Here is a 19,846-nt window from a genome sequence, read left to right as displayed (position 1 = left end):
ACGGATAATTTAGGGTGGTGCTATGGAAGATATAAGAATATGCATTATTGGTCTTGGCCCGTGGGGTCTGGGAACACTGGAGAGAATTATTTCAAGGGCATGTCGTGATAATAAACATACGGAAATTGCCATAGATGTTATTGAGCCCGGCGACCCTGGTGTTGGTGTGCATTTCAGGACGTTACCGGATTATATGTTGTTGAATACCAAGTGTAGCCACATATCTATGTTCATAGAAAACCAGTTCTCGGACATTAAGGATCCAATTTCCGGGCCTACTCTTCTGGAGTGGGTACAGGAGCAGGGATACCGGTTTGAAAATGATGGCTATGGCTTGACAACTACGGGTGGTCGGGAAATAAGCCCGGATGATTTTCTGCCACGTCGTTTACTGGGTGAATACCTGAACTGGTTTTACAGTGAGCTTCTGAAGAGAATTCCACATAATGTCAGTCTTAATATACATGAGAGAACGGCTGTAGATCTGGAAAAAAACCAACATGGTCAAGAAATTGTTGTTCTGGATAACGGTGAGCGTTTAAGTGCCGATTTTATTTTTCTGACTACTGGTCATACAAAAAACGTGCGCAGAAAGAAAGCTTTATTAGAACCTGGTAAGGTGAACAGACATATTTCTATTGATTATCCGCTTAAAGGACACCTGGCCGGGATTGCGCAGGGTGAGAAAATTGGCATTGCGGGTTTCGGCCTTGCAGCCATTGATGTGCTCACAGAGCTGACTATAGGCCGAGGTGGAAAGTATATCTGTGACACCGCGGGTGGCAAAAGAAGATATATCGCAAGTGGCAATGAACCAGATATATATATGTTTTCCAGATCCGGTATTCCACCATGTTCTCGTCCTGCCATTAGTAAAAGCGTCGAGAGCTTTGGCTATAATGCGAGATTTTTCACTACCCAGATGATCGATAGCCTACGCTCTAAAAAGGCAGGGTCCGGGTTGGATTTTGTCACTGATCTGATGCCGCTATTATGGGACGAAATGAAGCTTGTTTATTATGAAACATGTGTACAGATACTACAGGGTGACAGTGCGGCGGATAGACTTTCATCATGCCTTGTGGATGCATGGGATAAGGGCGAATTTGATAATGAAATAGAAAAGCTCTCTGAAATCTATGGTTATTTCGACCCTGAAAAGTATTTTACACAACCGTTACCCAGAAATATATCGAACAGCCATGAGTACCAAAGGCTGTTTAGCAAACTCATTCGTGACGACTTGATCGAGTCATATAAGGGTGAGTTGAAAAGCGCCTATAAGGCAGCCTTCGAGCTATTCAGGGTTCTACGTGAAACGATTCGTTATGCAGTTGATTTCGATGGTTTATCCCCGGACTCATTGGTGCAGTTTAAAGTGCGCACGGCCTCGATGATAAATCGCATAATAGTGGGACCGCCAAAAGAGAGATCAGAGGAAATGCTTGCGCTCATTGATGCCGGAATAGTTAAGGTGCCGTTTGGCCCTTCACCACATATTTCGGACGATGATAAAACTGGTAAAGTAAAGATTGAATCGTCTTTATTAACAGAAAACCATGCTGAGATACTTGATAGGGTCGTCTACGGTTATATATCTCACTCCACCGTAAATAATTCGTCATCAGAACTTATTGCAAACCTGTATAAAAAGGGACGTTTGCGAGACTTTTGCATTGGTGAAACTTCCTTGGGGAGTGCTGACATAGATGAAGATCTCCATCCTATTAATGACCGCAGTGAAAGGGAAGAAAGTATATACATGCTTGGCCCATTGACGGAAGGTGTGAAATATTTTAACCATTATATTCCTTCACCATCGAGCCGTCTCCGTGCGTTCCGTGATGCTGATAAATGTGTTCTTCAGGCATTCGAAAAATACAGCAGTAGTGCGGTTGCCTAACTGTCATTAAAGATGTTTATAGTAGTGGCAGGTGTGTCTGTTATAACAAGAATATATAAAATACTAATACGGCAAGATGTTTGCTACAGAATAAATCATGCTTAATATGGAGTCTTCAAGGATGAAAATGGAAAGGGCGCGTTATGGCGCATTTGTGTTACTGGTGACTTTTTTATTGATGGCCTCCGGTAGCACACTCGCGCACGAGTCGTGGTTGTTGACACCTGAGCAAATGCTTGAGTGGAATATGAAACCGCGACCTGAAATTTTTACGAAATTCACCTTTGTAAACACATCTTTGCTCATATTCTCGACACTTTTTTTTGGTGTCTGGCTATGGTGGGATCAAAAAGAAAATCGGCTTTTATACCCTGGCCTTCAGGCGCGATTGGCATCATATGGTGACTATGCCTCGTTGGTTGTCAGGTGTTCATTGGCTCTTATGTTGATAATCGCGGCGTTTGGTCTGAATCCACGCCATGGCACTGCAATATTTGAGGCACCAACACTCATTGCACCCGATCTGGAAATCAGACTGCTTGATGGAGACTGGCTCTGGTTGGGTTGGATACAGGCGTTCGCTGCAGTAACATTAGTATTAGGCCTCTATGTTCGACTAACGGCAGTAATTATATTACTTGTTAGTATCGTTGGCATCGTTGTTTTTGGTTATCAAATGTGGGCTTATGCAGGGATAGTTGCGGCTTCGGCTGTCTATCTGTTTATGGAGGGCGCTGGTACGTTTTATATCCGGTCCTGGATACCGAAGAAAGCTGAAATACTTGTGGGTTGGTTAGAGAGGCAACCCCGAGGCCGGGCCCAGTTTATAACGCGAGTACTTACAGGCATCAACCTGGCATATTTGGGTGTTGAGTATAAATTCTTTCAGCCAAACTTATCTATGGCGTTTCTTGAACTCCAGAATGTGTTCACTTTCGGTTTAGAGCATGCAACCTTTACGTTTTGCATGTTTCTTGTTGAAACACTGGCAGGCATCTTATTGATCCTTGGTGCCCTGACACGATTACTGTCAGTCATTTTGTTTATCGCCTTCTTTTTTATAGCCCACATAACCGGAGAGAATCCTATAGGTCACGTTATAGTGTATGGAATTCTTTCTAGCCTGTTTATAAATGGTGCGGGATGCTGGTCTCCAAAAATGACAGGTATTAAATTTATTGATGTCGTCCTTGGCAAGGGCAGCCCGGAAGGTGCTTCCTGAATTACCCCGAGAGTACTTTGCGCTACTTTTAAAACATGAGTTGCTTGGCTGACTGGACATTATTTAATTCAACACATCTCCAGGGTCATTCAACCTCGTTGTTTTACAAACATTGCAAGTTCTGCCAGGGTTGTGCCTGTGCCATCGGCATCAGTGCCCATATTTTCAGCCGGGAATTTCAATCTGTTCACCCAGAATGTCGGGTAGCCAAACCATTTTGCGCCCACAGCATCCCAGCTGGCAAAGGCGGCAAAGGCAATCTCATCGCGTTGCAATTCAAATGCGTCGACAGCCAGTTGATATGCTTTTGGATCCGGTTTGAAGGTTTTAACACTATCTGTGCTTAAAATATGGTCAAAATACCCTTCAAGGCCGGAATTACTGATTCCCGTGTTAAGCATTTTTTCTGTCATATTGGATAAGAATGCCAGTTTAATGCCTGATTGCTTAAGTTCAGATAATACGGGTTTTACATCAGGGAATGCCTTGATTGAGAGAAACGCATTCATTAACAGCTGGTGATTAGCAGGGGTCAAGTCGATGTGTAAATGTCGTGCTGTATAAACGAGCGCATTATCAATACATGTCCAGAAATCCTCATATTTACCTGCGGAGGTCAGCAACCAGGTGTACTCAAATATACGTGTTCGCCATATTATGCTGAATTCCTGTCCTTTTTCCGGGTAGAGTTTTTTTACTAGGCCAAAGATTGGTCTTGGATCGAAAATTGGAAATGCATCAAATGCTATGGCCTTAATTTTCTTATTGTCTAGGGCAGAAACCTGGGGCAGTGTAAAGGCGGTACTTGCTAACATAAGCTTCGCTGATAATCCCAGAAAATCTCGACGACTGTATGACATACTTATCTCCATTATATAAAGGTCTAGACATTAGACGAGAATGAGAACTCTTTATTCCAATATTTATGAAGTTTTTTTATATGGCATGTGTATGGTCAGCAGAATAAAGCAGGTGGTTGTAAATGATTAAACAAATTGGCAGGTTTCTGGAAAAACAAACAAGCAGCTTAGAAATTACTCACTTATAACATACGGTTATTTTGATATAAGCTGTTCTTCTCGTCCTATTAGCGCAGTTTCCGAACCTTGAACATACGGCCTTTGATTTTTCCTTCTGACAGGATCTTCAGGGCTTGTTTGGCAATAGGGCGCTCCACGGCCACATAGGCAAGATTGTCAGCGATATTAATCTTGCCGATTTGTTTGCCCTGCACATTGGTGCCATTTGCCGTTAATGCGCCCAGGATATCGCCGGCACGAACCTTGTCTTTGCGGCCACCACTGATGCACAGGCTGACCATCGGCGGGATCAGTTTGAAATGTTCGCGGGCCTTAAGTGTTGAGACTTTATCAATCCTTACCGGGGCATCTTGGTATTTTTCTATGGCCTCAAGCCGGAATTGTTCATTCGGCGTAAACAAGGTCAGGGCGAGACCCTCCTTGCCGGCACGGCCGGTGCGGCCGATGCGGTGAACGTGTATTTCCGGGTCGGGTGTTAAATCGTAGTTTATCACCGCCTGCAAGTCTTTAATATCCAGACCGCGCGCGGCGACATCGGTGGCGATCAGGATTGAACTACTTTTGCCTGAAAACTGTACCAACACGCGGTCACGTTCTTTCTGGTCCAGATCGCCGTGCAGGGCCAGTGCATGAAAGCCCTGTGCCCATAATTCGTCAGCCAGTTCCTGGCATTGTTGCTTTCGATTGCAAAATACCACGGTCGACTCGGGGCGATAATGTTGTAACAAAGAAATTAATGTTTTGGTTTTTTCGCCTTTTTGTACTTCATAGAAGACTTGTTTTATTTTTTTATTCTCATGTGATGCCTCGACGCGAATATCAACAGGGTCATTCTGAATAGCATCACTGATATCTTTTATCTCATCCGGATAGGTCGCCGAAAACAACAGGGTTTGTCTTTTCCTGGGCATCATATCAATGATGAGCATGATGTCCTCATGAAAGCCCATGTCCAGCATACGGTCGGCCTCGTCGAGTACCAGTGTCTTTAATCCATCGAGTTTTAACGAGGCTTTTTGTAAATGCTTTAATACGCGGCCGGGTGTACCGACGACGATATGTGGTTGATGTTCCAGTGAGGCCAGCTGTGGGCCTAATGGTTTGCCACCACACAAGGTAATGATCTTGGTATTGGGTATTGCCCGCGCCAGACGACGAATTTCATTACTGACCTGGTCGGCCAGTTCACGTGTTGGACACAGCACGAGTGCCTGGGTCTGGTAGGTTTGTGCATCAAGGCTGTGCAGCAGGCCGATGGCGAAAGCCGCCGTTTTGCCACTGCCGGTCTTGGCCTGAGCCAGTATATCTTTGCCTTTCAGAATGGCGGGCAGGCCTTGTGCCTGGATCGGAGTCATGACCTGATAGTCCAGTGACTCGATATTGGCTAAAAGCTCGGGCGTTAAAGGCAGTGAGGAGAAGGCGTTTATAGTCACGTGAAAATCAATCTTTGTTGGCTGATAGGGGAAAAGCAGACGCATCATAGCAGAATAGGCTGCCTAGTGGCTTATTTAACACTTCTACAACGGCGTAAACCCCTATATCTGAGTGGTGAGGGGGATTTCTCTCTTTACCGTTGTGGTTGGATACAGAAGCGTTCGATTAGCTGTTGTAACAGGTCAACGGTCGGCTGGATACGATCCAGGGCCAGGTATTCATCCGGCTGATGGGCCTGGGCGATGTCGCCGGGGCCAAGGATGATACTGTCCATACCGAGGGCATTCAGGTAAGGGCCTTCAGTGCAGAAGGCGACGGCCTCGGCAGGGTGTCCGGTCAGGCGTTCAGCTGCCTGCACGATGGCCGAGTCGACGGGGGTATGCATGGGGTCCGTACCGTCGATGAGGGACTGGCGTTCTGCCCGCAATGCACTCCCCGCCAGCAGTCCGGTGAGGCGTTTGTCGAGGTCATGGCGCAAGTCACCAAGGTCCATACCCGGCAGTGGCCGCAGGTCGAAGTGCAGTTCACAGTGCCCACAGATACGATTGGGGTTGTCACCACCGTGGATGTGACCAAGATTGAGGGTGGGCACCGGCACGGCAAAACGGTGGTCAATATGCTGCGCCTGTAATTCATCACGCCAGGCAAGCAGATCGCCGAGCACCTTGTGCATCCCTTCGAGTGCGTTGGCACCGAGCGCGGGGTTACTGGAATGCCCCGAGTGACCGTGTACGTGAACGGCCTCCATTATAATGCCCTTGTGCATATGTATCGGGCGCAGCCCTGTCGGCTCGCCGATGACCGCATAACGTGCCTTGGGGCGGCCAAGGCGTACCAGTTCCTTGGCCCCGTCCATGGAGCTTTCCTCGTCGGCAGTAGCGAGAATGATCAATGGCTGTCGCATGTCGGTCGCCTGATAATGGCGTGCCGCTTCGATGGCAAGGGCAAAAAAGCCCTTCATATCGGAGGTGCCAAGGCCGTACAGGCGGTTGTCGGCCTCGGTCAGCTTGAAAGGGTCGTTATTCCATTGGCCCTCGTCATAGGGCACCGTGTCGGTATGCCCGGAAAGCACCAGACCACCCGGCCCCTTGCCCAGTGTGGCAATAAGATTGGCCTTGTGCGGCTGGCTTGCCAGTGGCAGGACCTCAACGGTAAAACCCAGAGTATTTAGCCAGTTGGCCATGAGGTCGATAACATCGCGGTTGCTCTGGTCAAATTCCGGGCTGACACTGCTGATCGAGGCTGTGCCGATCAGCTGGCGCATCATTTGCAAGAGTGTTGGAGCAGGCTGTGTCATGGGGGGATTGTCTGCCACAGTCGTGGCATGACACAAGAGAAAAATATTTACTGTCTGTGGCCGCTGGGGTGTAGTGGAAAACCTGATGGCATGCTAGATTCCGCGTTCTGGAAGGACAGACCGCTGACTTCTGAGTGGCCTGGTGAGGTAACGCCTGTTGAGATGATTAGAACCGCGACCCTGAATGATGTGAGTGCACTGGTGGCATTGGAAGATCTGTGTTTCGACACGGATCGATTGTCCCGACGTAGTTTTCGTCATCTGCTCAGTAAGGGGCATGCCCTGACACTGGTGGATGAGGACAACGGGCAGCTGCGTGGTTATATCATGCTGCTGTTCCATGCCGGCACATCGCTGGCACGCCTGTATTCCATTGCTGTTGCTCCACCGTTCCGTGGACAAAGCATTGCCAAACAGCTGGTCAAGGCCGCTGAGAATGCCGCCCTGGCACAGGATTGTGTCTCCATGCGACTGGAAGTACGCCAGGATAATATTGCCACCATCCGTCTATATGAAGAACTCGGCTACCGGAAGTTCGGTAGCGTTGCCGATTATTACGAAGATCACATGGATGCCCTGCGCTTCGAAAAGGGCCTTGCCCCGCATCTTCGCGCCGACATGGTGCCGGTACCCTTTTTCCAACAGAGCCTGGAATTCACCTGTGGTCCGGCGGCACTGATGATGGCAATGAAGGCCCTGGATGGGGACATGGAACTGGAACGTCGCCATGAGATCCGTATATGGCGTGAATCCACTACGGTTTTCATGACCTCCGGTCATGGCGGCTGTGGTGTCTACGGTCTCGCCCTGGCCGCTTATCACCGCGGCTTTGATGTGGAAATCTACGTGAATGAAGACGGCACCATGTTCATTGACTCGGTACGTAGCGAAGTAAAGAAGGAAGTGATTCGACTGGTGGAAGAGGATTTTGTCGAGGAGATAAAACGCTTGCCGTTGCCTATACATTACCGGCCCCTGAGCGTAGGGGAAATCCATGCTGAATTCGACAGTGGTGCCGTTCCAGTCGTGCTGATCAGCTCCTATCGTATTTATAAAGAGAAATTTCCTCACTGGGTGGTCGTAACGGGGTTTGATGACCGCTTCATTTATGTGCATGACCCCTATGTCGACACACACAAGGGTAAGTCTGTTATCGACAGTATGAACATGCCTATCCTGCAAAAGGATTTCGAACGCATGGCACGCTACGGCAAGACGGGACAACGCGCGGCACTGATTATTCGTAAACACAAAGGCAAAAAGGCTAAACAGGCATGACCCAGCAACTCATTGTTGTAGAAAACACCGCTGACCTGGATTTTCTTGAGGTAGGCTGCCCACTGGTACACGTAGATGATTATCTTACCGGCCAGGAATACTTTAACCTCAAGGGTACACAGGTCATCAACCTGTGCCGTAGTAGTCGTTACCAGAGTGTTGGCTATTACACCTCGTTGCTGGCCGAGGCACGCCGGCATCGCATCATACCTTCCGTCAAAACCATGATGGACTTAAGCAGCAAGGCCATGTACAGCCTGGAGGCCGTCAACCTTGATGAGGTCGTTCAGAAGAGTTTCCGCAGACACCGTAAGGACAGCATAGAATCGCTGTTCGAGATGGAGGTGTTTTTCGGACAATGTCGTTATCCTGAGTTATCAGAACTGGCGCGGCAGATATTTGAGACGTTTCCGTACCCCCTGTTGCAGGTCACTTTCCGACGACATAAAGAATGGCATTTAGTCGCTATCAAACCTGTTCGCGTCGACAAGCTTGACAGCGATAACCGTGAGTTCTTCGCCGGGGCACTTGCTGGCTACCTGCAACGACGCTGGCGATCACCACGAACGCGCAGTGTGGCACGTTACGACCTGGCGGTTCTGCATAACCCCGATGACCCCATGCCGCCCTCAGACACGCGTGCACTAAACCAGTTTATCAAGGCCGGTCGCGCACTGGGTATCGATGTGGAACTGATCGAGCGTAGCGATTATGCGCGCCTGGCGGAATATGATGCACTGTTTATACGTGATACGACGCGCATCAACCATTATACCTACCGCTTCGCTAAGAAGGCAGAAAGCGAGGGCATGGTGGTGATTGACGACCCCCAATCGATATTGCGTTGCACAAATAAGGTATTTCTTGCCGAACTACTGCGCGCCAATCGTGTACCGACCCCCCGAACGGTGATTGTCGGCAAGGGCGATATCAATGCTGCAGAGGTGGCTATTGGCTATCCGATGGTGCTAAAGGTGCCGGATGGCTCGTTCTCCCTTGGCGTCTACAAGGCAGAGACCCCGGAACAGTTACAGGAATATACCGCTCGCCTGTTCAAAACCTCGGAGTTGATCCTGGCGCAGGAATATCTATACACCGAGTTTGACTGGCGCATTGGTGTACTTAATTGTGAGCCCATCTATGCATCACAGTATTTTATGTCGAAAAAACACTGGCAGATCGTACGCTATGGTGATGGCGGCGAGGTGAGCACCGGTGGCTGGAAAACCTGGGCGGTGGCGGATGCCCCCGGGGAAGTGATGGCTACAGCCCTGAAGGCGGCTAATCTCATCGGCGATGGTTTTTACGGTGTCGACCTTAAACAGACGGACAATGGCGTATATGTCATCGAGGTGAACGATAACCCCAGTATCGAGGCCGGGGTCGAGGACAAGATCCTCAAGGAAGAGTTGTATCGCTGTATCATGCAGGAATTCATACGGCGTTTGGATAAGCGTAAGATGATATAAGTCATCAGCCTGATTGCGATGTTAAGAGGTTCGCATGTTTTTCAGGGTTATTTTAGACATTTTTTGACTGAAGAATAGGGCGATGTCTTCATGGCCTCCCATTTCCTATAGTGATACAGCTACTATCAGGCTGGAGGATAATCTGCTATTTTGACAGTGACTTTGAATTTACTCTGCACATAATCCCGGATCAGGACCCGCCCGGATACAAATAATTATCCCGGTCTGAGTAGCAGAAAAGGTCGCGTCAATATTGGAAATATAATCAGCTTGCTGTAGCAGCATCGTATCTTTATTGAGATACTTAGAGCATGCGACAGCATGAAGAAAAGCAGACGAGGAGAAACGCTATGGTTTCCGTCAGAAGGGTCGTTCTGGATATTCTTAAACCGCATCAACCGAATGCCCTGGAGTTTTCCCGGGCCATTGCCGAGATAGGAGTCGATTATCGGGTACGTTTGACCGTTCTTGAGGTGGATGAGGATACTGAAACGATTCAGGTTGAGGTGCAAGGAAGTGCTATCGATTTTGAGATGATCGAGTCTACTATAACCAGTATCGGCGGGTCGCTTCACAGCATAGACGAAGTGGAGGTACAAAGTGAAGCTGATTAACCTGTCGTGAGTCTGTTACACCAGGTAAGATTTCTGTTGCGCATCACCCGTACCCACGACATTGTGCGGCGCTATTTTGTGGTCAACGGCTTTGATGGCGCACTCACCATGCTGGGTCTTATTATCGGGTTTCTCCTGAGTACATCTGCTGATTTATCGGTCATTATTAATGCCTGCCTGGGTGCAGCGATTGCACTGGGAATGAGTGGATTGAGTAGCGCCTATGTTAGTGAGGCGGCAGAACGAAAACGTGCCCTGGGAAAGCTCGAAGGCGCGATGGTCACCGATCTTCAGGAAAGTGCGCATGGTGAGGCGGCGCGCCTGGTACCATTATTAATCGCCCTGGTTAACGGTGCAGCGCCTCTCATTATTTCACTTCTGATCCTGATACCGTTATGGTTATCGAGCGCGGGTATTCCCCTGCCTTTATCACCGCTTTATGCCGCCATTATTATCGCGCTGCTGCTTATCTTTCTGCTTGGCGTTTTTCTTGGCCGCATCGCAGACATATCATGGCTACGCAGCGGTCTGCAGACCTTGTTGGTTGCCGTAATGACTGCCGCACTTATCTATCTGTTTGCAGGGCATTAAGATGTCACCAATTAAGTGGTACAGTATTGAGGCTGACGAAGCATTGCTGCACCTGGCGTCTTCTGTAGCCGGTCTGAGCACAGAAGATGCTCAAAAACGTCTGGCTGAACACGGTCTGAATTCCATTCCCGAAAAACGACGTCGTTCCTTGTTGGGCATACTTGTTGGGCAGTTTACCGATTTCATGATCGTCGTGTTGTTGGTGGCAGCATTGATTTCCGGTTTTATCGGTGAACCCCAGGATACGATTGCCATTCTGGTGATCGTGTTGCTCAATGCCATAATCGGTGCGGTGCAGGAATTCAGGGCCGAGCGCGCCGTAGCGGCCTTGCGGGAAATGGCTGCGCCAGAGGCACGAGTGTTGCGCGATGGTCAAACGGTTACCCTGGCGGCGCTGGAACTGGTGCCAGGGGATATAGTATTGCTGGAAGCGGGCAATATTGTACCTGCCGATTTGCGTCTGCTGGAAGTGGAAGAAATGCTGGCCGATGAATCAGCCCTGACCGGAGAATCTCATCCCGCCGAAAAGCAGCATGAGCGATTAGGCGAAACCGACCTGCCACTGGGCGACCGTCAGAATCTTGCCTTCAAGAGTAGCCTGATCACCCGTGGACGTGGCCTGGGTGTTGTGGTTGCTACCGGTCTGGACACAGAGATTGGCCGTATCGCCGAACTACTGCGTGGAGAGGCCGGTGTAAAGACACCGTTACAAATACGTTTGACCCGCTTCGGTCGTTACCTTGCCCTGGCTGTTCTGGCCATTTGTGCGATAGTGTTTACGGCCGGATTGTTACAAGGCCAGCCGGTATTGTTGATGTTTTTGACTGCCGTGAGTCTGGCCGTTGCCGCGATACCGGAGGCACTGCCGGCCGTGGTGACGATCTCGCTTGCCCTTGGTGCGCACAAGCTGATTCGGCACAATGCCCTGGTGCGTAATCTGCCAGCGGTGGAGACGCTCGGCTCAGTGACCTATATCTGTGCCGATAAGACCGGTACGCTAACACAGAACCACATGACCGTTGAGTTGTTCTATGCCACAGGTGAGCGGCATACGTCATTGCCTGACCCACAGGCAAGTGACCCTTGGGCAGAGCTGGGACAGGCCATGGCCATGAACAATGATGTGGCGGAGAGGGATGGTAAACCTGCCGGTGAGCCGACGGAACTGGCTCTGTTTGAGGCAGCAGGTAAGGCCGGTTTCGACAAGGCTACACTGGAACAGGTGAGACCGCGGCTGGCCGCCATCCCGTTTGATAGTAAACGCAAGCAGATGACCACGCTGCATCAGTCACCTGATGGTGTGATCGCCTATATCAAAGGTGCCCCGGAACGGCTACTGGCGCAATGTAACATGACTGTGGGTAAAGATGGGCCTACGGTATTTGAGCCAGCTGCCGTATTGGCCGAAGCACAGCAACTGGCCAACGAGGGTTACCGGGTACTGGCATTCGCCAAGCGTGAATTTACTGCGCTGCCGCAGCCATTGGACGCGGAGACGACCGAACAGGATTTGACGTTTCTGGGCCTGGTGGCCCTGATCGATCCACCGCGGCCTGAAGTACCGCAGGCGGTGGCGGATTGCCTGACGGCGGGGATCACCCCGGTCATGATCACCGGCGACCATCCGGGTACCGCCATGGCCATCGCCCATCGCCTCGGTATCACGGATGATAAGCAGGCCATGCTCACCGGTGACGAGCTGGCGAAACTGACGGATGAAAAATTTGCCCGTGTTGTTGAATCAGTCCGGGTGTATGCGCGCGTTACGCCCGAACAGAAACTCCGCATCGTCAAGGCCTTACAGATAAACGGCGAATTTGTTGCCATGACCGGTGATGGTGTGAACGATGCACCGGCCCTGAAACGCGCAGGTATCGGCATCGCGATGGGGCAGAAGGGCACTGATGTGGCGCGTGAGGCATCGGATATGGTGTTGCTGGATGATGACTTTGCCTCCATCGTTCGTGCGGTGCGGGCCGGCCGTCGGATCTTTGATAACATTCGCAAGTTTATCAAGTATACGATGAGTTCCAATTCAGGCGAGATATGGGCATTGTTCCTCGCACCGTTTCTCGGCTTGCCGATACCCTTGTTGCCCATTCATATCCTCTGGATCAACCTGGTTACTGACGGACTGCCGGGGTTGGCCTTGACTGCCGAGCCTGCCGAGCCGGGTATAATGCGTCGCCGGCCGCGGCCGCCGGAGGAAAATATCTTTGCTCATGGCATGTGGCAGCATATCGTCTGGGTGGGGCTGTTTATTGGTGGCATTTCCATTGCTGCCATGGCCTGGGCGATTTCCCGTGAGGTGGAGTACTGGCAGACGGTGGTATTTACGGTACTTACCGTGTCGCAGCTGTTTCACTCACTGGCTGTACGTAGCGAAAGAGCCTCACTGTTTCGCATAGGCTTGCTCAGTAACCTGCCGATGCTGGCTGCAGTATTGCTAACACTGCTGTTACAGATGGCGGTGATTTATGTGCCTGCGCTGAATAGCATATTTCATACCCAGGCCCTGCCGATGTTCGACCTTGCCGTTTGCCTGGCATTGTCCTCACTGGTTTTACTGGCGGTGGAAATTGAAAAGTGGCTGGTGCGTCGTGGTATTCTTTACAACAGTAACTAATATAATTATTAACGTTACTTTGCAAAAAAGCTACAGGGGCAGGGCGGAAAGGCTACCCGAGTGTAAAGTGGCCATCATGGGTCAGTCTGGCTAATTCATGCTACCAATCATGGTTCATAAATTATTCTCGACTGTCTCATCAGAGCCCTTCTTTTTCTTCTTTTTCGGTTCAGCCAACCAGTAAAAGTATGGGACATCGCTGACTTTTTTACCTTTATATAGGGATACCAGCAAGACAAGCGCCAGGGTAAAGAAGTGTATTTCCGGAAACGCTAAAAGTGAGTGTCCAAGGTCATCAAGCCTTAATACCGAATAACAAGCCATGGCTATAATTATGGTCCAGATAAGACGTCTGATGGCCAGTTTTATACCATCCTCATCTGCGGCACTGTAAAATCGGTCAATCAATGTCGTTAAAATAACGATCGGCAGTAAGACCACATGTGCCCCCTGACTATAATCGAAATAATCCATGAGCGACACGCCCATAGCCATACTCATGGCAACAATCGTAAAAACTATGGATAGGCGCGGTACACGCAATAATTTCCCGGGGATAATTGTTCTGCCGGTCATTCCCAAGGCAATTACAATGGTTAACAATACGACTGCAATCACCCAGTCGGCATAGACCGCTGCTAAGGCAATAAGTGTTGGGGTGAAGGTGCCATAGCTCCGGATGCCTAAAAAAGTTCTTATCAATGTGGTAATCAAGGCACCAAATGGAAGCAGAAGGATTACAGCGAGTGTGTTGCGGGTGCTGATCTGAAACCTCTCCAGATCAAATATATCCCGGACCCTCTTTTCCGTAGATAGATTAAAGCCCTCCGGGTCAAAACGCTGTTCTATATCATAGGAAATTGAAACAGGCTTTTCTGAAATAACGATCGCAGCGTTACCTTTGTTAAAAGGTAAGAAGTTATTTGGCAGCGTGTTTTTATATCCTTTCTCGGGATCATAGGCCACCCAGCCCTCATCCTGATACAGTTCAACCCAGTAATACAGCATGGCATCGAATGTTTCTTCAAGGATGAAGCCGCTGACGATACGAGCGGGGATTCCAGCCGCACGGCTTAATGCGACCATTATTTTGGCACGAACCAAAGTAGAGGCATGTCCTGATTTCAGGGCTTTATCTAGGTTATTCTTTCCAGGCCTGGTATCCTTGATGATTCTGGAATTTACATATTCAAATATATCCTCTGCTAACTTTGTTTTATCCTCGGTGCTGACGCTAATCTTTTTCAGTGTATTGATGACAGCAGGACTTTCTACGTGAATGTCGTCACTTGAACCAAGATACTCCATTCGTTTCTCGAGCGATAAAGGCAGCGATGGCTGTTTCACTCTTAATAAAGGTATAACGCTCAGATGCGTAGTAAATTCAGCGTTCAGGTAGGAGATTTCTTCTGAGATAACCTTTAGATCAATAACCCTTTTTTGTTTGTCATCCGATCGCCCGCGTACAAATCGCAGACCAGGATGATTGAGCTTCTGTGCAATGACGCGACTGTGTTTTGTATCCCAGGGGGGAGAGATTTGTATACGCGCATTCCTGGATGCGGGCGGGATCTGGATAGCAATATTCACCGTCCAAATGGTATCGCCACCAGGAACCTTGAATTGCTCGGATAGCATGAGACGAGCCGAAATCGCTGCTATTCCAATGATAGTAAGCACAATAATGACCCATAGGGTATATCCAGCCGCTGCTTTTTTCTGTGCAATCAATTTTCGCATGGTTATCGTTGTTTTTGGGTTTGTCTTATGGCCTACAGTATACTGTTTTTATTAAGGAAAATGGTGGTTTAGTATGCTGGCCAATATAAATTATTAGTGTCATGGTGTATAGTTATTTTACTCTGGGAAACTCGAAAACAAACGGAAAGCATCCGGGTCGGGGTAAGTCTTAAGCACAAGGTGTACGCGTATGCGTAAAATCTATTATTTTCTTTTGGCATTAATCACACTCCTTTGCCTCAACCAGACAATTGCGGCGAAGGAAGTGCTGGGGTGGGTAGAGAATGCCCGTATATATCCGGGCGGTATTGAATTAAAGGCCAAGCTTGATACGGGGGCCAAGACGACCTCGCTGGGTTGTGAATGCTTTAATTTTATAGAGCGTAATGGAAAAAAATGGATCCGCTTTACAATTAAAGATGGCATTGGCACGGCCCTTACGCTTGAGCGCAAAATCGAACGCATGGGAACGATTAAGCGCCATTTCGGCGAATCACAGAAAAGGCCTGTGATTAAACTGGGGATATGTCTGTCTGGCACTTACCGGCAAACTGAAGTCAATCTTGTCGATCGTAAAGGCATGAATTACCAGCTTTTAATTGGTCGTTCTTTCCTCGAGCAACACTTTATCATTGACCCGGCAAAGACCTTCACAAAAAAACCGCTGTGCAGCGAGGCGGGCTTAGCAAAATAGCATTTGGTCCCGGCAGGCAATCACTATATGACAGGCTGGCTACATCCATTTTTTCCATTTGAATAGTGTTATCTGAAATACCACTACCACGCCAAGTATAATAATAAATTCCAGGAAGGCATTTTTGTCTTCGGCACCAGGGATACCGCCAACATTGATACCCAACAGTCCGGTCAGAAATCCGAGCGGTAAAAATACTGCGGCAACAATTGAAAGCACATACATTCTGCGATCCATCTGTTCAGACAAACGACTGAGTAATTCCTCATGGGTAACCGTGGCCCGGTCACGGGCGGAATCAAGGTCCTCAATGTAACGCATGGTCCTGTCGGCAGTCTCACGTAGGTGCATACGATCTACATCTGTCAGCCACTCAACGCGTTCATTATACAGCCGTGACATGGCTTCACGTTGAGGGGCTAGATAACGCCGCAACTCAATTGTCTCGCGGCGGACATTAGCAATCTTTGCGCGCAGCTGGTAACTCTCTGCCGTTAATACTTCTTCTTCCAGTTTGTCTACTGTTTCATCGACATTATCGATGACATAAGCCATGCGTTCACTCAGGCGGTCAGCCAAATGCACTAGAAATTCACCAGGCATTTTTGGCCCCAGACCAAGTTCTATACTTTCTCGAATGTCGTCCATAAACAGCAGACGGCGATGTCGCGTACTGATAATGCGATTTTTATCAATCCAGACTCTGATAGACACCATGTCTTCAGGTTCGGCGCCAGGATTCATGTTGACACTACGCAGAGTGACCAATAAACCATCTTGCATCAAAACCCCGCGGGGCCTGGTTTCCTCGGCCTGCAGTGCCTCAATGATTATGGGGTCGAGGCCGCTTTTGTTTTTAAGCCAATCCTGTGATTTCGGGTGAGTGTAGTCGAGGTGCAGCCAGGTGACCCCGGATGCTGAAGTATCCTTATAAATATCATCCCAGCTTAATGATTTCCCTCCACCTTTGCCGTCGAGGAGATAGGAGGATATAAGCCCTTGAGTATTATTATTGCTCATAGATATTACCTGTATAGGGCCAATTGAAAATCTTAAAACCAGCCTTTGCGTTTGAAATAAATAATCATGCCAGCTGCAATGCAGATCATCAGACCCCATAGCGCCGGGTACCCGTAATACCAGTTTAGTTCCGGCATTGCCCAGGGACTATTGGTGTTAACAGTAAAATTCATGCCGTAGACACCGACGATGAAGGTCAGTGGGATAAAAATAGTGGCAATGATTGTTAATACACGCATGACATCGTTCAATCGGTAACTAATGCTGGAAAGGTAAACATCCAGCATACTTGCCGTCATGTCACGGTAAGTCTCAAGCAGGTCCATTATTTGCACGGTATGGTCATAGCAATCACGCAGATAGACTTTGGTGTCTTCATGCAAAAGCTCATTTTCATCACGGATGAGTTTGTTGAGTAGTTCGCGCTGGGGCCACAACATACGGCGCAGTAATAATAGTTCGCGCTTGATTGCATGCAGCTTTCTCAGGGTGTTTCTGCCAGGTTTCTCCAGCAATTCTTCCTCTAGGACTTCGACTTGTTCACCGAAACTCTCCAGTACAGGAAAGCCTTCGTCGATGATGATATCCAATAGACAATACAACAGATAGTCGGCCTTACGTGATCGGATCTTTCCGCTGTGATTACGCAGTCGTTTGCGTACAGGCTCAAAGGGGTCGCTGGTACCCGTGTAGAAACTGATTATGTAATCTTTACCGGTAAAGATACTGACCTGTTCGCTGATGGTGACGCCATCTAGCATAACCGGCAGGCTGGTTATGGCAAATATCTGAGTATCATAGGTTTCGACTTTTGGCCGCTGACCGGTGTTGAGAATATCCTCCAGTGCCAGCGAGTGGAGTGAAAATATGTCCGCAAATTCCTGCAGGGTTTTTGGGGTGGCTTGGCCCTGGATATGGATCCAGCTAATCGTGGGCTGTTTCAGGAACGGCAGGCAATCCTCTGCAGTGGCCAGTTGTTTTTCTATAAAGTTGCTATCAGAGTAATCAATCAGGTTGATCCTGACTTCACCAGTCGTTGGCAAAACTCTCTCAGTCAGGGTGCCCGGCGAGGTGCCGGGGGGGTGGTATAACTTTGTAAAATAGGTCATGGCATGCTCTTTTTTCTGAGCTAATTACGTTTTTTATGAAAATGCCCTGCAGTGATCCAGCCGATGATGATGCCGATGGCCAGTACAAAAAAGATCATTAGCGATCTGGACATACTTATTTTCCAGAAGAGTAACTGGATATCTATCACGCTGGCATTCTGTACGGTAAAAACCACGACCAGAAGCAGCAGTACCAAGCCGATGTATGCCTTGATATTCATTATTTACGCACCATGAGGAAGTATTATTTATTTATAGTATACCCAATACAATTATTGGCAAGTACATCTTTGTAGTTTTACTGTGATAATGGATAATAGGGCACTAATGATAGATGTGTTGTTATACTTGGATTAGCGTGAATCTCTGGAGTATGTAATGGCAAAGTTGACTTTTTATGGTGCAACAGAGGGTGTAACCGGCTCGGCTTACCTTCTTGAAACCAACCAGGCAACGATATTGCTCGAATGTGGTCTGTTGCAGGGGAGTCGCGAAGAGGTTAAGGCAAATGAAGAACCTTTTCCCTTCAATATCGGCAAGCTGGATGCGGTGGTGTTGTCGCACGCCCACCTGGATCATACCGGTCGCTTGCCCAAGCTGGTAGCGGAAGGCTACAACGGCCCGGTCTATATGACCAATCCGACCAGCGAGTTGCTGGAGATCATGCATAAAGATGCCGCGTTTCTGCTGCAACGCGATGCGGAATGGGAGAATAAACGTCTGCGACGGGCAGGTAAAAAAGAAATTGAGCCGTTGTATACCATTGAAGACGTCGAAGCTGCTCTGGCCCTCTGTGAGGGGCTTGCCTACGGCCGTCGTCAGCGGGTGGCCGAGGGCATTGAAGTCTGCTATCGCGATGCCGGTCATATCCTGGGCTCCGCTATTGTCGAATTATTTATTACCGAGGCTGGCACTGAGAAGAAACTGGTGTTTTCCGGAGACCTGGGCAATAGCTGCGCTGCGTTGTTGCGGGACCCTGAAGTCGTGGAAACGGCCGATGTATTGCTGCTAGAGTCAACCTATGGTGATCGTGACCATCGCCCCATGGACGAGACTTTGGAAGAATTCGAGGCCATTATCGCGGAGGCCTCGAAGAATGGCGGTAATATTCTGATCCCGTCGTTTGCCGTGGGGCGCACCCAGGAGGTCATCTTTCATCTTGGGCAGTTGTACCAGCAAGGCAAACTCAGGCATCAGGTCGTTTACCTCGACAGCCCGATGGCCATTGCCACCACTGAGGTCTATCACCGTTACCAGAATGTTTTCAATAGCGAGGACGTCGCCGCATTACATAAGGGGAAATCCAGCAGCCTGCATACCTTCTTGCCGGTGCTGCGTTATTCACGCTCCACGGAGGAGTCCATGGCCCTCAATATGATTGCCGAAGGTGCCATCATTATCGCCGGCAGCGGCATGTGCACCGGTGGTCGTATTCGCCACCACCTGAAGCATAACCTGTGGCGGCGCAATGCCCATGTTATTATCGTCGGCTTTCAGGCCAGGGGTACCCCTGGCCGCGCACTGGTTGATGGTGCCAAGACCTTCCGCATTGCTGGAGATGAAATTGCCGTTAATGCGACGATTCATACCCTGGGTGGATTCTCGGCCCATGCCAGTCAGTCACAGCTTATCGCTTGGGTGAAAAACTTCAGCAAGTCACGCCCCAGATTATTCCTTATACATGGTGAACCTGAAGCAAAGGATGCCTTACGTGGGCGCCTCTCTGAGGAGGGCTGGTCTGCAGACATTCCACATCTTGGCGAGAGCATTACATTTTGAACCTTACACCCCGGAAAATAGGCTGACATC

Annotated in this window: 16 protein-coding genes; 9 read left to right on the top strand and 7 right to left on the bottom strand. The window is 49.0% G+C overall.

From position 1 onward, the window contains the following. The first annotated feature begins 22 nt into the window (after positions 1–22). Together EL386_RS07950 and EL386_RS07945 are read left to right on the top strand one after the other, a co-directional pair. Positions 23–1,903 (top strand): FAD/NAD(P)-binding protein, encoded by a 1,881-nt coding sequence (locus EL386_RS07950; RefSeq protein WP_126455084.1) that lies wholly within the window; start codon positions 23–25, stop codon positions 1,901–1,903. Between the two features lie 121 nt (positions 1,904–2,024). Further along, entirely contained in the window at positions 2,025–3,125 is a 1,101-nt protein-coding gene (locus EL386_RS07945; protein ID WP_126455082.1) for a hypothetical protein, read from the top strand. A gap of 89 nt (positions 3,126–3,214) precedes the next feature. On the opposite strand, the gene EL386_RS07940 is transcribed toward EL386_RS07945, so the two are convergent. The 3 genes from EL386_RS07940 to argE form a co-directional block, all read right to left on the bottom strand. Continuing rightward, positions 3,215–3,985: a haloacid dehalogenase type II gene (locus EL386_RS07940; RefSeq protein WP_126455080.1), complete on the bottom strand. Its 771-nt coding sequence runs from the start codon at positions 3,983–3,985 to the stop codon at positions 3,215–3,217. 227 nt (positions 3,986–4,212) lie between these two features. Then, the gene (dbpA, locus tag EL386_RS07935) at positions 4,213–5,646 is read right to left on the bottom strand and encodes an ATP-dependent RNA helicase DbpA (protein ID WP_232020173.1); all 1,434 of its coding nucleotides are present in this window, start codon (positions 5,644–5,646) and stop codon (positions 4,213–4,215) included. 86 nt (positions 5,647–5,732) lie between these two features. Beyond that, on the bottom strand, positions 5,733–6,896 hold the full coding sequence (gene argE / locus EL386_RS07930) for an acetylornithine deacetylase (protein WP_126455078.1): 1,164 nt from the start codon (positions 6,894–6,896) through the stop codon (positions 5,733–5,735). Between the two features lie 162 nt (positions 6,897–7,058). Between argE and EL386_RS07925 the strand changes: the two genes are divergently transcribed. The 5 genes from EL386_RS07925 (at position 7,059) to EL386_RS07905 (ending at position 13,474) form a co-directional block, all read left to right on the top strand. Next, on the top strand, positions 7,059–8,174 hold the full coding sequence (locus tag EL386_RS07925) for a GNAT family N-acetyltransferase/peptidase C39 family protein (RefSeq protein ID WP_126457282.1): 1,116 nt from the start codon (positions 7,059–7,061) through the stop codon (positions 8,172–8,174). After that, entirely contained in the window at positions 8,171–9,643 is a 1,473-nt protein-coding gene (locus EL386_RS07920; protein ID WP_126455076.1) for a RimK family protein, read from the top strand. Before EL386_RS07925 ends, EL386_RS07920 begins: the two co-directional genes overlap by 4 nt. A 350-nt stretch (positions 9,644–9,993) precedes the next feature. Further along, on the top strand, positions 9,994–10,257 hold the full coding sequence (locus EL386_RS07915; RefSeq protein WP_126457281.1) for a DUF211 domain-containing protein: 264 nt from the start codon (positions 9,994–9,996) through the stop codon (positions 10,255–10,257). 6 nt (positions 10,258–10,263) lie between these two features. Continuing rightward, entirely contained in the window at positions 10,264–10,848 is a 585-nt protein-coding gene (locus EL386_RS07910) for a VIT1/CCC1 transporter family protein (RefSeq protein WP_126455074.1), read from the top strand. 1 nt (position 10,849) lies between these two features. Next, complete coding sequence (locus EL386_RS07905; protein WP_126455072.1) at positions 10,850–13,474, top strand: cation-translocating P-type ATPase; 2,625 nt, start codon at positions 10,850–10,852, stop codon at positions 13,472–13,474. 114 nt (positions 13,475–13,588) lie between these two features. Here EL386_RS07905 and EL386_RS07900 read toward each other — a convergent pair whose 3' ends face one another. After that, the gene (locus EL386_RS07900; RefSeq protein WP_126455071.1) at positions 13,589–15,214 is read right to left on the bottom strand and encodes a 7TM domain-containing protein; all 1,626 of its coding nucleotides are present in this window, start codon (positions 15,212–15,214) and stop codon (positions 13,589–13,591) included. A gap of 190 nt (positions 15,215–15,404) precedes the next feature. Between EL386_RS07900 and EL386_RS07895 the strand changes: the two genes are divergently transcribed. Further along, positions 15,405–15,908: an ATP-dependent zinc protease family protein gene (locus EL386_RS07895; protein ID WP_126455069.1), complete on the top strand. Its 504-nt coding sequence runs from the start codon at positions 15,405–15,407 to the stop codon at positions 15,906–15,908. Positions 15,909–15,947: 39 nt separating this feature from the next. Here the strand turns inward: EL386_RS07895 and zntB are convergent, their stop codons facing one another. The 3 genes from zntB to EL386_RS07880 are packed head-to-tail and all read right to left on the bottom strand — an operon-like array spanning position 15,948 to position 18,258. Then, positions 15,948–16,928, bottom strand: a complete 981-nt coding sequence (zntB, locus tag EL386_RS07890; RefSeq protein WP_126455067.1) for a zinc transporter ZntB — start codon at positions 16,926–16,928, stop codon at positions 15,948–15,950. A 32-nt stretch (positions 16,929–16,960) separates the two neighbouring features. Then, positions 16,961–18,037: a magnesium/cobalt transporter CorA gene (gene corA / locus EL386_RS07885; protein ID WP_126455065.1), complete on the bottom strand. Its 1,077-nt coding sequence runs from the start codon at positions 18,035–18,037 to the stop codon at positions 16,961–16,963. A gap of 20 nt (positions 18,038–18,057) precedes the next feature. Then, a complete protein-coding gene (locus tag EL386_RS07880; protein ID WP_126455063.1) occupies positions 18,058–18,258 on the bottom strand; it encodes a LapA family protein in 201 nt (66 codons plus the stop codon). Positions 18,259–18,415: 157 nt separating this feature from the next. Here EL386_RS07880 and EL386_RS07875 point away from each other — a divergent pair, with 157 nt between their 5' ends. Further along, a complete protein-coding gene (locus EL386_RS07875) occupies positions 18,416–19,816 on the top strand; it encodes an MBL fold metallo-hydrolase RNA specificity domain-containing protein (protein ID WP_126455061.1) in 1,401 nt (466 codons plus the stop codon). Positions 19,817–19,846 lie beyond the last annotated feature (30 nt).

The organism is Sulfuriflexus mobilis (genome assembly GCF_003967195.1).
Taxonomy (GTDB): Bacteria; Pseudomonadota; Gammaproteobacteria; order AKS1; family AKS1; genus Sulfuriflexus; species Sulfuriflexus mobilis.
The sequence above is the reverse complement of the archived record's forward strand: the minus strand, read 5'-3'. Positions and strand labels throughout refer to the sequence as shown.

Excerpts from the sequence above, each read along its gene's own strand:
- EL386_RS07950 (WP_126455084.1), top strand. The coding sequence starts at position 23 with ATGGAAGATATAAGAATATGCATTATTGGTCTTGGCCCGTGGGGTCTG.
- EL386_RS07945 (WP_126455082.1), top strand. The coding sequence starts at position 2,025 with ATGAAAATGGAAAGGGCGCGTTATGGCGCATTTGTGTTACTGGTGACT.
- EL386_RS07940 (WP_126455080.1), bottom strand. The coding sequence starts at position 3,985 with ATGTCATACAGTCGTCGAGATTTTCTGGGATTATCAGCGAAGCTTATG.
- dbpA (WP_232020173.1), bottom strand. The coding sequence starts at position 5,646 with ATGATGCGTCTGCTTTTCCCCTATCAGCCAACAAAGATTGATTTTCAC.
- argE (WP_126455078.1), bottom strand. The coding sequence starts at position 6,896 with ATGACACAGCCTGCTCCAACACTCTTGCAAATGATGCGCCAGCTGATC.
- EL386_RS07925 (WP_126457282.1), top strand. The coding sequence starts at position 7,059 with ATGATTAGAACCGCGACCCTGAATGATGTGAGTGCACTGGTGGCATTG.
- EL386_RS07920 (WP_126455076.1), top strand. The coding sequence starts at position 8,171 with ATGACCCAGCAACTCATTGTTGTAGAAAACACCGCTGACCTGGATTTT.
- EL386_RS07915 (WP_126457281.1), top strand. The coding sequence starts at position 9,994 with ATGGTTTCCGTCAGAAGGGTCGTTCTGGATATTCTTAAACCGCATCAA.
- EL386_RS07905 (WP_126455072.1), top strand. The coding sequence starts at position 10,850 with ATGTCACCAATTAAGTGGTACAGTATTGAGGCTGACGAAGCATTGCTG.
- EL386_RS07900 (WP_126455071.1), bottom strand. The coding sequence starts at position 15,214 with ATGCGAAAATTGATTGCACAGAAAAAAGCAGCGGCTGGATATACCCTA.
- EL386_RS07895 (WP_126455069.1), top strand. The coding sequence starts at position 15,405 with ATGCGTAAAATCTATTATTTTCTTTTGGCATTAATCACACTCCTTTGC.
- zntB (WP_126455067.1), bottom strand. The coding sequence starts at position 16,928 with ATGAGCAATAATAATACTCAAGGGCTTATATCCTCCTATCTCCTCGAC.
- corA (WP_126455065.1), bottom strand. The coding sequence starts at position 18,037 with ATGACCTATTTTACAAAGTTATACCACCCCCCCGGCACCTCGCCGGGC.
- EL386_RS07880 (WP_126455063.1), bottom strand. The coding sequence starts at position 18,258 with ATGAATATCAAGGCATACATCGGCTTGGTACTGCTGCTTCTGGTCGTG.
- EL386_RS07875 (WP_126455061.1), top strand. The coding sequence starts at position 18,416 with ATGGCAAAGTTGACTTTTTATGGTGCAACAGAGGGTGTAACCGGCTCG.